The 16129-nt window shown below is 40.9% G+C and carries 18 protein-coding genes; 6 read left to right on the top strand and 12 right to left on the bottom strand.

What is annotated here, in order from left to right; translation table 11 throughout:
• Both murG and gshB read right to left on the bottom strand, forming a co-directional pair.
• Positions 1–1062: an undecaprenyldiphospho-muramoylpentapeptide beta-N-acetylglucosaminyltransferase gene (gene murG / locus G0029_RS00635; RefSeq protein WP_218947989.1), complete on the bottom strand. Its 1062-nt coding sequence runs from the start codon at positions 1060–1062 to the stop codon at positions 1–3.
• A 338-nt stretch (positions 1063–1400) separates the two neighbouring features.
• Positions 1401–2345, bottom strand: coding sequence for a glutathione synthase (gene gshB, locus G0029_RS00630; RefSeq protein WP_180109615.1), 945 nt, complete (start codon positions 2343–2345; stop codon positions 1401–1403).
• A gap of 324 nt (positions 2346–2669) precedes the next feature.
• Here gshB and G0029_RS00625 point away from each other — a divergent pair, with 324 nt between their 5' ends.
• Together G0029_RS00625 and G0029_RS00620 are read left to right on the top strand one after the other, a co-directional pair.
• Entirely contained in the window at positions 2670–3572 is a 903-nt protein-coding gene (locus tag G0029_RS00625; RefSeq protein WP_180109614.1) for a GGDEF domain-containing protein, read from the top strand.
• 125 nt (positions 3573–3697) lie between these two features.
• The gene (locus tag G0029_RS00620) at positions 3698–3895 is read left to right on the top strand and encodes a DUF3565 domain-containing protein (protein WP_180054181.1); all 198 of its coding nucleotides are present in this window, start codon (positions 3698–3700) and stop codon (positions 3893–3895) included.
• Positions 3896–3936: 41 nt separating this feature from the next.
• Here G0029_RS00620 and G0029_RS00615 read toward each other — a convergent pair whose 3' ends face one another.
• From G0029_RS00615 to pyrE, 3 genes are all read right to left on the bottom strand, one after another.
• The gene (locus G0029_RS00615; protein WP_076753373.1) at positions 3937–4401 is read right to left on the bottom strand and encodes an SMI1/KNR4 family protein; all 465 of its coding nucleotides are present in this window, start codon (positions 4399–4401) and stop codon (positions 3937–3939) included.
• A gap of 85 nt (positions 4402–4486) precedes the next feature.
• Positions 4487–5209, bottom strand: a complete 723-nt coding sequence (locus G0029_RS00610) for a hypothetical protein (protein ID WP_180084441.1) — start codon at positions 5207–5209, stop codon at positions 4487–4489.
• A gap of 275 nt (positions 5210–5484) precedes the next feature.
• Positions 5485–6135: an orotate phosphoribosyltransferase gene (gene pyrE / locus G0029_RS00605; protein WP_180041430.1), complete on the bottom strand. Its 651-nt coding sequence runs from the start codon at positions 6133–6135 to the stop codon at positions 5485–5487.
• Between the two features lie 40 nt (positions 6136–6175).
• On the opposite strand from pyrE, the gene G0029_RS00600 reads away from it, so the two are divergent.
• Positions 6176–6994: an exodeoxyribonuclease III gene (locus G0029_RS00600; protein WP_078193225.1), complete on the top strand. Its 819-nt coding sequence runs from the start codon at positions 6176–6178 to the stop codon at positions 6992–6994.
• A gap of 629 nt (positions 6995–7623) precedes the next feature.
• Positions 7624–7971: a Spx/MgsR family RNA polymerase-binding regulatory protein gene (locus G0029_RS00595; RefSeq protein WP_180109613.1), complete on the top strand. Its 348-nt coding sequence runs from the start codon at positions 7624–7626 to the stop codon at positions 7969–7971.
• A gap of 105 nt (positions 7972–8076) precedes the next feature.
• Here G0029_RS00595 and G0029_RS00590 read toward each other — a convergent pair whose 3' ends face one another.
• Positions 8077–8514, bottom strand: coding sequence for a DUF2147 domain-containing protein (locus G0029_RS00590; RefSeq protein WP_078193227.1), 438 nt, complete (start codon positions 8512–8514; stop codon positions 8077–8079).
• A gap of 155 nt (positions 8515–8669) precedes the next feature.
• On the opposite strand from G0029_RS00590, the gene G0029_RS00585 reads away from it, so the two are divergent.
• Positions 8670–9581, top strand: coding sequence for an alpha/beta hydrolase (locus tag G0029_RS00585; RefSeq protein WP_180109612.1), 912 nt, complete (start codon positions 8670–8672; stop codon positions 9579–9581).
• An 86-nt stretch (positions 9582–9667) separates the two neighbouring features.
• Here the strand turns inward: G0029_RS00585 and G0029_RS00580 are convergent, their stop codons facing one another.
• On the bottom strand, positions 9668–10237 hold the full coding sequence (locus G0029_RS00580) for an FMN-dependent NADH-azoreductase (protein WP_180078552.1): 570 nt from the start codon (positions 10235–10237) through the stop codon (positions 9668–9670).
• 282 nt (positions 10238–10519) lie between these two features.
• Here G0029_RS00580 and G0029_RS00575 point away from each other — a divergent pair, with 282 nt between their 5' ends.
• Positions 10520–11686, top strand: a complete 1167-nt coding sequence (locus tag G0029_RS00575; protein ID WP_227591846.1) for a GGDEF domain-containing protein — start codon at positions 10520–10522, stop codon at positions 11684–11686.
• Between the two features lie 34 nt (positions 11687–11720).
• On the opposite strand, the gene G0029_RS00570 is transcribed toward G0029_RS00575, so the two are convergent.
• The 5 genes from G0029_RS00570 to G0029_RS00550 all read right to left on the bottom strand — a co-directional run bounded on the left by G0029_RS00570 (position 11721) and on the right by G0029_RS00550 (position 16064).
• On the bottom strand, positions 11721–12389 hold the full coding sequence (locus G0029_RS00570; RefSeq protein WP_180101675.1) for a glutathione S-transferase family protein: 669 nt from the start codon (positions 12387–12389) through the stop codon (positions 11721–11723).
• A 2-nt stretch (positions 12390–12391) separates the two neighbouring features.
• Positions 12392–14188 (bottom strand): protein-disulfide reductase DsbD, encoded by a 1797-nt coding sequence (gene dsbD, locus G0029_RS00565; protein ID WP_180109610.1) that lies wholly within the window; start codon positions 14186–14188, stop codon positions 12392–12394.
• Positions 14189–14242: 54 nt separating this feature from the next.
• The gene (locus G0029_RS00560) at positions 14243–15013 is read right to left on the bottom strand and encodes a transporter (RefSeq protein WP_180109609.1); all 771 of its coding nucleotides are present in this window, start codon (positions 15011–15013) and stop codon (positions 14243–14245) included.
• 14 nt (positions 15014–15027) lie between these two features.
• Positions 15028–15570, bottom strand: coding sequence for an ankyrin repeat domain-containing protein (locus G0029_RS00555; protein ID WP_180109608.1), 543 nt, complete (start codon positions 15568–15570; stop codon positions 15028–15030).
• A gap of 128 nt (positions 15571–15698) precedes the next feature.
• Positions 15699–16064 carry an HPF/RaiA family ribosome-associated protein gene (locus tag G0029_RS00550; RefSeq protein WP_111885127.1) on the bottom strand — a complete coding sequence of 122 codons (366 nt, stop codon included), beginning with the start codon at positions 16062–16064 and terminating at the stop codon, positions 15699–15701.
• Between the last annotated feature and the right edge of the window lie 65 nt (positions 16065–16129).

The raw sequence follows: 16129 nt of genomic DNA, 5'->3' as shown, positions 1-16129 counted from the left end.
TTACAAATCTTGAATTAAACCAACCACGTGCTGTGTCGCATCGGGTTGTGCCTGTTGTCGAGCCTTAACCGCCATTTCCATAAGTCGTTGGCGATTCATCAGCGGCTTCAACAACGCTGTTAAACTTTCTGCGGTCATGTCCGCTTGTGGGCAAATTTTTGCAGCATTGATATTGGCCAAGAACCCTGCATTTGCAGTTTGATGGTCATCCACTGCACTTGGCAGAGGAACAAACACGGCTGCCACACCCGCTGTCGCAATTTCAGTGACGGTTAGCGCACCAGCACGGCAGATAATCAAATCCGCTGCAGAATAGGCTGCTGCCATATCTTCAATAAACGGCTGAACTTCAACTTGTATATGTTCAGGTGCGCTTGCATAACGAGCCAATGTGCTTTCAGCATTATTTTGACCACACTGATGATATACACTGAGGGGCTGTTCTAATTGCTGCAAAGCAGCCGGCACACATTCATTTAAGGCACGTGCGCCCAGTGAGCCACCTACAATTAATACCCGTAATGGCAACCCAGCTTTTTCACGCTCTTGGTAACGCCATGACGGATTTAAAATTTCTGTAATTTCCTTACGTACAGGATTACCTGTGGTTACGATTTTATCTTGCGCAGGAAAGGTATTTGGAAATGCCTGACAGACAATTTTAGCCACACGTGACAACTGCGTATTGGTAAAACCTGCTACAGCATTTTGTTCATGGATAATGACTGGTATGCCCAATGCACGAGCTGCCAAGCCACCTGGCCCAGCCACGTAACCCCCAAAGCCTGCAACAGCATCGACTTTGAGTTGTTTCATATAACGCATGGCACTCAAAGTAGCTTTGAGAATTTTAAACGGTGCCATCAGCTTACGCACGACTCCATTGCCGCGTACGCCTTGGATATCAATTTGATAAATTGGAATATTATGATTTTTAAGCAGGCGATTTTCCATGCCTGTTGGCGTTGCGAGCCAAGAAACTTCACAGCCTTGTTGTTGCAACTCTTTGGCAACAGCGAGCGCTGGAAAGACGTGACCACCGGTTCCGGCAGCCATCATCATGACATGTTTCGGCTTTACTTGCGTTACTTCGGTCACTGTCTAATTCTTCAATTCTAAAAAGAGGCTAATGATATTCGATTTTAAGCAAACAATTGTAATCACAAACGCATGACCGTGAAAGGTAATTTACTTTTTTTCAACAGGCGTATGATTGTTTTTTTCTACTATTTTAAAAGTTTAAACTAGTTTTATTATTAATCTATGAGAATTGAAAAAAAATCAGACAATTTTTCACTTTAATTGCATTCACTTACAGTTTTTTGCTTTTTAAGCTCCCCTCCCCTTAGCGCAGGACAAAAAAAGAGCCCGTGGAGGACTCTTTTAAATCTAGTGCAAAATTAAGCTTTTAAACCTGCCTCAAGGACATCGAATAAATCATCGGCAATCGAGGTGCCAAATTGCGCATCAATTTCACGTACGCAGGTTGGACTGGTGACATTAATTTCAGTCACGTAATTACCAATCACATCCAGACCAACAAAGACTAAACCTTTTTCACGAAGGAATGGCCCCACTTTGGCTGCAATGGCTTTATCATTTTCAGTCAATGGACGCGCCTCGCCCAAACCACCTGCCGCCAAGTTGCCACGCACTTCACCATTTTGCGGAATACGCGCCAAACAATACGGTACGGGTTCGCCATTGATCATCAAGATGCGCTTGTCGCCATCCACAATTTCTGGGATGTAACGCTGCGCCATAATCGGCTGTGTGCCGTTATTGGTCAGGATTTCAATGGTTGAACCAATATTAACGCCATCTTGGTATAAACGGAAAATGCCCATACCACCCATGCCGTCTAATGGCTTCACAATCACATCGCCGTGTTCGTGCAAAAATTCACGAATCAGGCTTTGCTGCGAGGTCACCAAGGTCGGTACTTGAAGTTCAGGGAATTGCGTCGCAAACAATTTTTCATTGCAGTCACGTAGGCTTTGTGGCTTGTTAATAATCCATGCGCCTTCGCGTTCAGCCTGTTCCAAAATATAGGTGGTGTAGACAAAGTTCATGTCAAACGGAGGATCTTTACGCATCAAAACTACGTCATAAGCAGCAATTGATTCTTTTTGTTTTTCGCCGAGTTCAAAATAGTGATTGTAGTCTTCAAAAACTTTTAGCGGTGAAATCAAACCAAAGGCTTTGCCGTGATCGATATATAAATCTTGCTGTAATGCATAGCCTAGCTCATGTCCACGACGTGCTGCTGCCCATAGCATCGCCATTGAGGTATCTTTTTTTAGGTTTACATTTTCGATGGGATCCATCACAACAAGTACACGCATTATTCAGTGCTCTGTTCATTATCAATTTATGAACGAGTATAGCCGAGATTTTTCTTTTGTTTATTCAGATTTTGCATGCGTATGTATGGATTCGTGTGATGCATGCAATATTTAAAAACATTTCTATCATCCACCTTATCTCAATAATGGAAATAAGCTTTAATAATATCATTTGATAGGTTTGCATAAATAAATACAAAAGCATTGCTACCTGTTTAATTACTTCCAAATATACTTAGCCCTATTTTTGGTTAAAAAATACGTGATTTTTTATTTTTTTTAGCTATTGTGTTAATTATTGTAAATAAAAAATAGAATTCATTGATGATCAACATTGAGCAGATGGCTATCATTCTTGATGCTTTACCAGACCCTGCATTTGTCATATCACGTAGTGGAAAATACGTTGCAGTTTTTGGCGGGCGCGATATTCGTTATTACCACGATGGTTCCGGTCTTGTTGGTACCTATATTTCAGATGTGATCAAGCCAGATAAAGCCAACTTTTTTATGCAATTGATCGACCAAGCTCTAGCGTCAGGAAATCTACTCATCGAAGAGTACAAATTGAGCAATAGGGATGTAAAAGGTCTGCCCGATTATGGTCCTGAAGAGTCCATTTGGTTTGAGGTGCGCATCCAATCCCTCAGTTTTTCGGTAGATGAAGAAGACGTTGTACTTTGGGTCGCAAGTAATATTTCAGCGCGTCACAACTTGGAAATCAAGCTGAAGGAACTCAGCCATACAGATCAGTTAACCGGTCTTTTCAACCGAAGAAAATTAGAGCATGACTTAGCATTACATTATGAGTCATACCTACGGCATTCCATACAGACCTCGATCTTGATGTTTGATCTTGATAACCTCAAAAAGATCAACGACAGCAAAGGCCATCATGTTGGTGATGAGGCAATCCGAGCAGTCGCAGATATTCTTCGTTTAACGCTGCGCAAGACCGATTGCGCCTGCCGCTTAGGTGGAGATGAGTTTGTGGTCGCCTTGCCCAACACGGGCTGCGAGCAGGCCATCCAGTTTGCCAAACGGATTCATGAACATTCCAGAAAAGAATTAAGTCGGTTTTCAATAGATAACGCGCATGTCACCGTGAGCATAGGAGTGACAACCATCATGCCTGAAGATTGCACCTACGAAGATACAATTCAACGTGCTGATCTAGCGCTGTATAAAGCTAAACATGGCGGGAAAAATAGAATTGTCGCGGCCTAAGTGTGCGCCAGAAATAAACCAAATTTCACAGTCTATTTTGCAATTCGATATTCAAGCCGTTGTGATTGCTCAACATGAACTCTTTTCCCTTTTCAGCATCATTTTAATTTAGATAGGTGTTTAATATGCAGCAAGCCATTGTTGATTTTGCCTTGGATGATGAAAATCATTGGTATGCCATTTTAGCTTGTGGTCATACACAGCATGTCCGCCATGATCCTCCATGGCAAAACCGTCCTTGGGTTATCACTGAGCAAGGACGGAATGAAAAGTTAGGAGTGATGTTGGAATGTAAGAAGTGTGATGAAGAGAGTTTCGTATAAGAGATTTTATGTTAAATATAGTCTCAGGCTAATAATTTAAGCTATCTTAGTAAGTTCAAAAAATTATCAAAACTATCACATACTTCTATCAATTCTAATTTAGGCTGTCCATGTTGATCCTTGATATATTGATCATGGTACATAAGAACTACTTTCGGATTATTAACGTCAGATCTGTAGTCAAATCCGATATAGTCACCACAACCATTTAGTCCAAAGACGACTATCTTATCATGGCCATATATATCCTGATCTTGACAGTTTTCAATATGATCACCTCCTACCCCTTGTCCAAAACAACAAAAGGCTATGCTAGATTCTCCAACTTCATTGTTAGAATCAGAATATTCAAAGCTATTCTCAATAAATTGCACCCCATTGTGGGAAGCAATCAGCTTTTTATAACTTAAAGGAAAATTAATTTTATTATCTTGCTCAAAAATTTCTATGACCTTTACGTCGATTGGTCCGAAGTCATACATAATATTTAAGTTCTGATAAGGCATATGATTGTTTTACCTGCTAGGAATAACGAAATTTCGTATAATCGCCATTATGTTAAATAAGAAAATTAGTAATTTATTTCTTATATTATTTATAGGCAGTATTATTAACCCACAATCCTAGCTTCGTAATAAAGCAAGTATAATCATCCTCAACGTCAAAGCTGTAAGTTTTTAATCGGAATGCCTCTGAGAGAACGTGAACACTTTCACCATTAACACATATTGGACTAGGTACATTATCATCACCTATACATTCGATAGGTCCTTCTAAGCCATATTTGATAAAAGTAAAATATTCAACATTTTCAATATCAAAACCTTTTTTATCCGCATTAAATATATTGCTAGGATGGTAACTTCCAGCCACATTTTCCATACTTGTTTTTCGTAATGGATTCACCATAAAAACAAGACCAATGATTTCTTGATCAGATGTTTCTATAGCTTGACCGTTCTTCAACTCATCCAAGCGCGTCCATCCAATATTCTTAACCCAGAATGTCTGATTAGACCTCAGCATATTACTGACCATTTTTCCTTTGCGAGAAAGTTGCAATAATTTGCTTTTATTTAATTTTGATAAATCTGTATTTGCTTTAATTTGGAAATAGGTTAGCTCCCAAATCTCACTATTCTCACAAGTAGATATTCTTATAACAGGTTTATAGCATAACTCTCCGTCACCATTTTTTGGCTTTGACAGTACTAAATCTCCGACTTTAATGTTCTGAATGGCGATTAAACCTTTGTCTGTATTTATACGTGTTCCAGCAGGAAAACCAGCCCCTGAATTAAGATATGAGTCCATAAGTCTCTCTTATATTTTTAATTTGATGATTAGTGAGCTTTCCTAAAATTAACATAATACACGTTATACGAAATTCTTTAAATTTTCTATAAGCATCAATACTTTAACTAAAGCCGTTTCAGTAAATAGCGCACTGAGACGGCTTTTTATTGATTCTTCACGTTTAACGCCTACTTTTTAAGCAATATTTCACGTTTTTTATTATTTAGATGCAACAATCATCATTTAAAGACGTAAAAAAGGCAGCTTCAGCTGCCTTTTGAAATCCCGAAAAATTAGATGCCGTATTTAACACGGTACGCTTCCATTTTCGCCAAGGCTTCAGTTTCGCCTTTTGCATCTAAGAAAGTCATTAAATCTTTCATAGTGATTAAAGCATGTACAGGAATTTCTAACTCTTTTTGTACTTCTTGAATCGCAGACAAATCGCCCTGACCTTTTTCTTGACGGTCTAGCGCCACCAATACGCCCGCAATTTGTGCACCGGCATTTTTCAGAATAGTCACTACTTCACGAATCGCTGTACCCGCAGTGATCACATCATCAATAATCCAGACTTTTTTACCTTCAACAGACGCACCAACCAATACACCGCCTTCGCCATGGTCTTTCGCTTCTTTACGGTTAAAGCCCCAAGGTACGCTCACACCATGGTTCTGTGACAGTGCGACAGCCGTTGCTGCTACAAATGGAATACCTTTATAAGCTGGGCCAAAGACCACTTCCACATTATCGCATTGTGTTAATTTAGCTGCATAGCCAGAAGCCAATAATGATAAGGCTTCGCCATCGTTTAGTAGACCTGCATTAAAAAAATAAGGACTCACACGACCCGATTTTAAAGTAAACTCACCAAATTTAAGCACACCACGTGATAATGCCAGTTCGATAAAAGCTTGTGGATTAAATGCCGCTTGCGCTGTCATGAGGTGCTCCATTTTTTTAAGTTTGAGGTTAAACCTGAGCATGATACCAAAGAGTAGCTATCCAAGTGATCAAAAAATTTTACGTGTCGTTTCAATTAATGTGAATGGCCTGCGTTCCGCTGAAAAAAAAGGTATTTTTGACTGGATGGCAACTTCAGATGCCGATGTCATCTGCATGCAAGAAAGCCGCATTACCCATGAACAATGGACCGATAAATTTAAACCCGAAGGTTGGTTTACACACCTTTTCCCTGCAGAACGCCCAGGCTATGCCGGTACTGCGATTTATAGCCGCCTACCTTTTGTTTCAGTGACAGATGGTTTAGGTTTTGAATTGGCAGACACTCAAGGCCGCTTTATTTCTGCTGAGTTCGATTTAGGACTTGGACAAACTGCACATATTTGCTCGCTCTACCTGCCTTCTGGTTCATCGGGTGAAGAAGCTCAGGCGCGCAAAGACCTATTTTTAGGCGAATATCAACAAATTTTGAAGCAATGGCGTGCTGAAAATAAGTCAGTGATTGTTTGCGGTGACTACAACATCGTGCATAAACGTATTGATATTAAAAATTGGTCTGGGAACCAAAAGGCTTCAGGCTGCTTACCACATGAACGTGCATGGCTCGATCATATTTATGATGAGCTTGGCTATGTCGACACCTTCCGTGAGGTACGTAAAGAAGCCGAGCTTTACTCTTGGTGGTCTAACCGAGGACAAGCGCGTGCCAAAAATGTGGGTTGGCGTATCGACTACCATGCATGTTCACCAGACTGGAAAGAACGTACAGTCAATGCTTGGATATTTAAAGATGAATGGTTTAGCGACCACGCCCCTGTCATTATTGATTATAAAATTTAAGCTTCCAACAATTAATTGAGTGAACGATTGTTTACTCAATTAGAGCTTATTTCTCACATTACATGACGAATTTGTGGATTTATCTCATAACTTGAACATAGCATTATGGTCGCACGGCAAAGGGACATGTCAGGATGACATAAAAGGATTGGACGCCGAAGGAAGTATAAAAACAAACTAAATGATTTAGCTTGTTTTCAAGGATGTGACAATGGACGTTGGATTGAGACCCGCATGATCAGGATGATTAAATGCGGGTTTTCTCTTATCTAGTCCCCACATCTATAGACTCAAACATCCCCCAAATAAAACAGCTAAAAATTCGATCTGCACAGCATTTTCTTATTCTCGCTTTCTTTCTACTTTTGACTGTGCAACCTTAAGCTGAATTTTCTTGTTATTGCATCGCTTTCTTTTCTGAGCATCGTTTTGTTCTGTAGGCTATTCTAAAAGACCAAAATGTCGTTTTGATGACAATACCCAATATTTATTACATGCGACTTTTACAGCAAAACATTTATTTCTCAATCCACATCCAGATCGAGCTTTGAGCATTGATGAATTAGCCTGTAGGATAATGCTGAATTGTATTTTTATCTTATTGTTTGAATAATTGAGGACACCTGTTCATGCTTAAAATTTATGGCATCAAAAACTGTAATACCATGAAAAAAGCTTTCGACTTGCTCAACGAATTAGGCCTAAGCTACGAATTTCATGACTATAAAAAACAAGCGATTGATGCTAAAACCGTAAAAAAATGGCTCGATGCCAAAGGCGCTGATGTGATTCTCAACAAAAAAGGCACCACATGGAAAAAACTCAGTGAAGAAGAGCAACAGACAGCCTTAGCCAGTGAAGAAAATTTGATTCAGTGTTTAACAGCGCATAGCAGCATGATTAAACGTCCTGTACTCGATACAGGTAGCGATTTATTGGTTGGCTTTGATGAAAGCGCTTACCGTGCATTGAAATAAATTTTTTTATCACACTCATGCACGGCTCTAGTTCAATTGTGGCTGAAAATAGGCTATAAAAAAGCCTGACATTGTCAGGCTTTTTTTTGTTTGAATCATGTCAAATTAGTTGGCACGAATCCATGTTTGATTACGACCTAAAGCAGCAACGCCAATAAAGCCGCGAAGCTCTAGTTTTTTGCCACCATCAGCCAATTGACCTTTTAACTTGTAAGTTTTACCTGATTGAGGATCCAAAATTGAACCGTCTTCATAGCTTGTACCACCTACATTTTTAAGACCTGTCACAATACGTAAGCCTTTTAATGATTTGTTGTGATATGGGCCTTCACATTTTTTACAAGCGTTTTCTTCACCTGGTGTCAAAACTGACTGAATGCTCGCAGAAAGCGTACCATTTTTTTGCTCAGTGAATTTTACAATCGCTTTTGGCTGCTTGGTTTTATCATCAATGGTTTTCCAAGTTGTACCATTTAGCGGATCTGCAGCATTTGCAAATGCGGCTAAACTCATCAATCCTAATGCTAGTGCAATTTTTTTCATTTTTGTTTATTTCCCTGGTCTGATATAGACGACATTAGTATCCAAAAGTCACAACAATTTATCAATTTTTGTATGTGACCGTTTAGTGTAACCTTGTAATTTGTGTTGGTAAATATGCTCACACGATTCCAAAAATAGAAAAAGATGGAAAGACAATGAAGATATCGCCACTGACGAAACAACTGATTACAGAAAGCATTTTAAAAACCACAATTCGTGGGCCGAGCCAATTCAATTTACCGCCCAATACTTTAAGGTTTGCTTTGGAACAAATGTGTCGTGCATTTCCCCAAAACCCCGATGTACAAATTCGTCCTATTCGCTTAGCCAGCTTAAAAGCCGAAGAAATCAAACCTCAACAGGCATCGACCCAACTCATTTTTCATATTCATGGGGGCGCATTTTTCTTGGGTTCGATGAACACGCATCGGGCGTTTCTGACTCAAGTTGCGGCACGCACGCAAATGCAAGTGTTACATTTGGATTATCCTTTATCCCCTGAAGCACAGTTCCCTGAAGCACTCGATGCCCTTTTTGATGTGTATGCGGTGTTATTAGATCAAGGGGTTCAAGCCAAAGACATTATTTTGTCAGGCGACTCTTGTGGTGCAAACTTGGCGCTTGCCTTAGCCCTTAAAATTCAACAGGACCAACTTCCACAAGTCAGTGGTTTGGTGTTAATGTCACCGTTTTTAGACTTGACGCTGAGTAGTGAATCCCTACGCTATAACCGTAAGCATGATGCGCTGTTAAGCATAGAAGCCCTCGAAACAGGCATTGATTATTATGTACCCCGCTCGGTCGATCGAGCTGATCCATTGGTCTCGCCTTTTTTTGCAGAGCTCAAAGGACTACCTCCGATTCATATTCAAGTGGGTTCTAAAGAAATTTTATTGGATGATGCGCAGCGTTTTAAAGTCAAAGCAGAAGAAGCCGGCCTAGATGTCGAATTCAAGTTATACACCGGCATGTGGCATAACTTCCAAATGTTTAGCCCATGGTTTGAAGAAGGACAGCGTGCGCTGAGTGATTTAGCCGATTTTGCACACCGACTGGATCAGGATTAATCGCTGAAAAATAATCCCTGAAATGCATCAAAGTCACCATAAAAAAAGGTCAGCAGATGCTGACCTAAGAGGGAAATGTCAATCTGTTAAATGGCTTGAATTTGAGCCTGAGCTGTCGCCATTGCCTGTGCTTTCATATCTGGTCCCATATTGACACCTTCGGCACGAATCACATCAATATCGCTGACACCTGTGAAATTAAACACGGCTTTTAATAAACCTTCTTGATAATCTACAGGGCTGTTATCGCCATACACACCGCCACGACTGCTGGCAATATAGACTTTTTTGTCACCTGCCAAACCCACTGGACCTTGTTCTGTATATTTAAAGGTACGACCTGCAACACTGATACGGTCAATCCATGCTTTCAAAGTTGATGGCAAACCGAAGTTATACATAGCAGCACCAACCACAACCACATCGGCATCTAAATACTGTTGTAACAACTGCTCGCCTAAAGCCGATTGTTCTGCATTTTGACCCATCAAAATTTCACTGCTGAGATGTGGAATCTGCTGTACTGCTAAATCGAGATATTGAACCTGTGCCGCATCACCATGTTTTTGCTGTAGCTGTTGTACAATTTCAGCGCTGAGTTGACGTGAAACTGAAGCGTCGCCCATGATGCTTGAATCAATATGCAAAATTTTCATGACTAAAACCTAAAGCTGTTGTTATTAACTTGAGCCTAGTGTAATCACTTTTCATAAATAGAATAATCCCGATCCTTATGACACTATGTTTTATTTTTAGAACAATCTTTTTGAACTCGCAAAAAATTTAAAATTACTGAGCGGTTCTTGACCGTTATCAAGTGTAAATTTTCATGCTAATGTAAGCCTATAAAATGATATCTATATAAACTTTAAGAAAAAAAACTGATAACTCGAACAGGGCAATGACACAGGATGACGGTGAAATCAAGCATACGTGACATGATCCTCCGCAATAGAATCGCCCAGTATTTACTGGAAGATGAAGTGGTCATGAATTGGAGTATCCTGAAAAAGTGTATGCTCATGCTGATGCTTGGCTCAGCCATTCATCTGCTTTGGATCATTTGGAAATTATATATTTCACTCACGCCAGAACTTTGGCAGTGGGTTAACCTTGAACTCATCCACTCTCAATTGTGGACCAACATCGTCTTTTTTTGCTTAATGGTGCTATTGATTTGGCCTTGTTATGCTGGAAAAGACAACCCAAAAATTCAGCGTGTTTTACCTTATCTTTCGGTCGGCTTATTCGTCATTTCTTTATGTCGTGATGGTTATTTAATTGGTGTCATGAGCCCAGCCACCATGATCTCCTATGTGAGCCTGGTGACCGTTGGATTAGTGCTATTTACACGAAAAATCGTCTATAGCATGCTGATTCCAGCCACGATTTTTTTATCTATTTGCATGTATTTAAGTATTCGCGGCATTATTCCCTATGCCCCGATTTTTCAACCTCATGCCTATGGCTATCAAAATAGTTTTTGGCTCTTCTCAATGATCTTTTTCATTGTTCCTATTTTATTAACCTGTCTGGCTTTATTTGAAATCTTACTGAGCCAATGGCGTCACCGTGAGCATTTGATTCAAAAACTCAGTCAAGTCGACCCACTGACCAATTTATTTAATCGACGCAGTATCAATCAGTGTTTGGAACAGCTCGATAGTGCTAAAACAGATACATATGCACTGGTCTTGTTGGACTTAGACCATTTTAAACGCATCAATGATGAATACGGACACGATAAAGGCGATGAAACCTTGATTCTCGTCAGCCAAGTATTAAACCAACATTTACGCGGTAGTGATGTAGTTGGGCGTTTTGGCGGGGAAGAGTTTATTTTGGTGTTAAAAAATTCTAACTTAGAACAAGCGATTTTCATTGCAGAGCGCTGTCGAAAAGCCATTGAACAGCTTGAAATTTGGGGGCATGACGGTCAGTCAATTCATGTGACAGCTAGTTTTGGCATTGCAATTTCTACGCCTGAATTGGTACCGCAACAATTGCTGACCCATGCTGATCAGGCGCTATATGCAGCTAAAGCTGGTGGTCGTAACATGGTCATGGCCTACACCGAACAACAAAGCTTTAGCCATTTGGTTTAAAACTTTTATATAGCTCAGATGCGGCATTAAGCTTTTAACGTGGATACTGTTCCATACGGCGGACTGGCTGTTCCTGTTGAGCAGCCGTGATCCATGCCACCACAGAAGGATGCTGCAAAATCTTTTGCATATAACGCTGTGTGTTGTCACTCACAGGTAGCTGGAAGGTCTGTAAACGTGTCACTACGGGTGCAAAAAATGCATCGGCAATACTAAATTCACCGCATAGAAAGCCATCCACCGCAGGACGACTCGACCAAATCTGCTCGATTCGAGTCACTTCAGCACGCAATTCAGCATGTTCAGACCATAATCTCTGACCATGACGACCATAATCCACCTGCAGATTCATACTGCATAAGCTACGCAATTGCATAAAACTACTGTGCATTTCCGCGCAAATACTCCGTGCCCATGCACGTTGTGTAGCATCTTTTGGCCACAGTGGAAGCTCTTGAAACTGCTCTGCCAAATATTCACAAATCGCCAATGAGTCCCAAATCATCACACCGTCATGTTGTAGTAGGGGCACTTTGCCATTGGCATGTAGGGCTAACATTTGCTGCTTGAATGCTCCGCCATCTGCTTCTTCAGAAAAATGAATCAAGATCTCTTGAAAGGGTAAATTAAACGCGTGTAACACCAACCACGGTCGCATAGACCACGTCGAATAGTTTTTATTGGCAATATATAATTGCATCATTTTTATTCTCCACGCGATTTAAATTTTTCCAATTGCGCTAACAATTCTTTCTCGCTAAAAGCACCCGTCAAACGCAGTCCACGTATCTCTTGATGCGCTGTATCTAAAAATAAATAGGTCGGTGGCCCTAAAATATCCCATTGATTGAGCAGTACTTGATGGGTTGCATCATACTGACTCAAATCTAACTTAATTAAGTAATACGGTGCCAAAGCCTGTTGTACCTCAGCCGATTTTAAAACTTTATGTTCAATCGGCTGGCAGGCCACACACCAATCGGCATAGACATCAATAATCGCGGATTGACCTTGGGGAATTTCACTTAATAAACGTTGAAACTCTTCCGCTGTATGTGCCACATGCCAAGCACTTTGTTTTTGATTTTCTTCGACTAAAAAACGTTGGCTGTGTTGATATTGACTGTACACAATATAAGGTACAGCTGCACAGAACACCAAGATATACAACCATTTGAGCTGAGTACTGCGCCATAAAATGCGCCAAAGCACATAAGCGCTAAACACCAGCCCCAGAGCAAGGGATAACCACTGTAACCAAGCTTCACTGATCAATGGTCGAATAAAATACAAAGCTAATGCCAACATGATGAAAGCAAAGAGCACCTTGATTTGATTCATCCACAAACCCGCTTTAGGCAATACCCGTGAGCCAAGGACACTGGCCAACAATAGCGGGGTCCCCATGCCAAAGCCGAGGGTGAATAACAATAATGCACCTTGCCACTGACTTTGGGTTTGGGAAATGAATAATAATGCACCTGCCAACGGTGCTGTCATACAAGGACCGACTAGCAATGCTGAAATCATCCCCATGACTCCAGCGCCAACGAGACTACCGCCCTTTTGCATCGACTGCGCTTGGTCTAAGCGATTGACCCAACTGCGTGGCAATTTCAGTTCAAATAAACCAAATAAATTCAGGGCAAAAACTACAAAGAGCACGCTAAAGGCAATTAAAGTCGAGGGTTGTTGCAACCAACGCTGGAAATTCAAACCTGCAGACGATGCCACCAAGCCGAGAATGGCATACACCATCGCCATACTGGTGACAAAAGTCAGTGCAATCATCCATGCTTTTAAACCTCGGCTGTCGCGGACAATCAGTGAGGTTAAAATCGGCAGCATTGGCAATGAACATGGGGTAAAAGCCAGCAAAAAACCCAGTCCAAAAAACAGTAAAAGTCCATAAAATATAGAGCTTTGTGCTAATTTTTCAGACCACATTTGGTCACTTGCGGTATAGCGTTCAGAAGCCAATGCAGCATTCTCTGCCCGCTGCTGATCTAAACGATTCGCCATAGGCTGTTCGGCAGTATTTTCTGCTGCAAAGTCGAGTAAACGTTTGCTTGGAGTGGCTAGATTTTGCTGTGTGACTAAACCAGAAGCATCCGTTTTAAAGCTGATACTCTGTGGTGGATAACACACTCGATCCTTGGCACAGCCTTGCCAACTGACTTTATAGGTCTGCAGTTTTTGAGTCGGAATTTTAAAACTCAACTGTTGGTAATACACCTGCGTATGACCATAGTTATCGTCTTTTAAATCCTCAGCAGCAGGCAAATCCAAAGCTAAAACTTGATTGCCCTGCTTCACCTCTATTTTGTGCTGATACAGATAATAATGCGCTGGAATATTCCAACTCAGCTCCGCCTGATCTGCACGATCGGAGACGACCGAGAAAGGAAAAGCATCTTCAGCTGAAAGTAATGCATCCTGAGCAGAGACGCCCATACTGAACGACAGCACAGCCGCTGCCGCAACATAAGTCCATTGTTTCATTCAGCTGAATTCATCCTCAGTCTGTATTTATACGTTTTAAAATTTAGGGTTCTTTTAGAACAGGTAAGATACGCCTAAACCTGACTGATAATTTTTATGACCGCCCGTGAGTTCTAGACCGACGCTCGCATCCAACTGCATACGATCCGAAACGGCATACGTCAAACCTGATGCTAATGACACTTCCTGATCGGTACTCTCTGCTTTGCGATAAACCAGCTCAGAAAAACCTGATAAATTACCCGCAATGTGATATTCCATTCCCGGAATAGCACTCACAGCCCAATCACCATCTTGAACTTCATAACGCATGGTCATTGAAGTCCCAATTGTATCGCTATAATCATAAGCCACGGCTGAAGTCAGACTATAAATGTCATCTTCAGCACTAAAGCCTTGATTGCCTGTTGCAATAATGGCTTCTGCAAGAATGGCCATCGATAATTTCTCATCATTCAAATCAATGGCTTTTTTCAGGCCAATGCTGACATCACCCAAACCATCTTCTTCAACTGAGCGACCCGCAACTTTGGTTTTAGACCATGCAGGACCTTGCCAACCCAATTGCAATTCCAAATCTTTTGCCAAACCAGTACGGAATAACATGTCTGCATTTAAAGTGGTGTTTTTTACTTTTTCACCATTGTCATCACGACTTTCACTATAGCTCGCTGCCGGCAAACTTTGTTCCCACGCCAAACGACCTACAGGGGTAATGCCTGTGCCCATACCCGCGCCCGGACGGTCAAATGAAAAATTCGCCGCAAATGCAGACAGGCTCAAACCGGATAATGTTGCAATGCTTAAAACTTTAAATACAGTCATGTTTTTACTCACAATTATGCTAATTCTTTGCTCATTTTTGCGCCATGGCTACGCAAAAGCTCCAAGGTTTGTTTTTCTTCTTCCAATGCTTCCGACCAATTTACCGCGTCAAAATCACAGTCAAAAAATAATTCACTAATCGACGATAAAATGGTTAAACCATCGCTATCAATCATATTTGGATTCACTTTTTCATCCAATAAACGTTGTACCGCAGGGACACATGCTGCACTCGCGGCGTCCCATAATGGACCGTAAATTTCTTCAGCATCCCATAAATGCACATTGGCTTTGGCTTGAATCAGCGCTTCCAAGATTTGCATATGTACGTCTAAATGTTGTGCTTTCTGTTCTGCTGTTAAGGGTTGACCTGCTTCATACGCTTCGCAAACCATTTCCCACCATTTAAACAAACCATCAGACCATACAGAAACGGCTGGTCCTTTTTCAAAATCGATAAAATTAGGATTAAGACCATCTGCCAACAGGCGTTGCACCTGTGCAAGATCTTGTTCTTCTAACGCTTGCACAAAAAGCTGTTGTTGCGCTGTTAACATCGGGAAAGCTCACTTCAATTTATTTTGATCTATTATGCCGAATAAAGCTGCGTTTGTTTGAATTTCATGTAAAACAAAATACAAAACACACAAAAAAAGCCCCGCAGGGCTTTTTTAAATTTTGAGACTTATTCGTCGTCTACGCTGTCATCTGCTTCAGCAAAAGCAGGTTGTGTACTGCGTGGGTTCTCTTTCTTTTCGAACACATGTTCAAGACTACGTTTAAGTCGATCAATTGCACCGTGAATAGCTGTATCTACATTATGACCACGATGGTTGACCACGACAGGCTTCAAACCAGCAGGACGCGCTTCAATCATACATTTAATGTCGTCGCTACCACCCTTGTCCCCATTTTCATCACTTAAATGCACCGAAAAGTGAGTAATGCGTTCACTATGGCGCTGAAATTCTTCATTAAGTTCTGCACGAACGTATGTAATTAATCGATCACTATTAGGAATGTTTTTATCTGTACGGATTTCTATGTTCATAATATCATCCTCATATCTATCTGTAATATCTATAAATATTTGTGCAAAACTTATTATCTTGGCAC

The organism is Acinetobacter sp. YH12138, assembly GCF_015218525.1.
Classification (GTDB): domain Bacteria; phylum Pseudomonadota; class Gammaproteobacteria; order Pseudomonadales; family Moraxellaceae; genus Acinetobacter; species Acinetobacter amyesii.
Note: the sequence above shows the minus strand (reverse complement) of the source record. Positions and strands in the feature narration are given on the sequence as shown.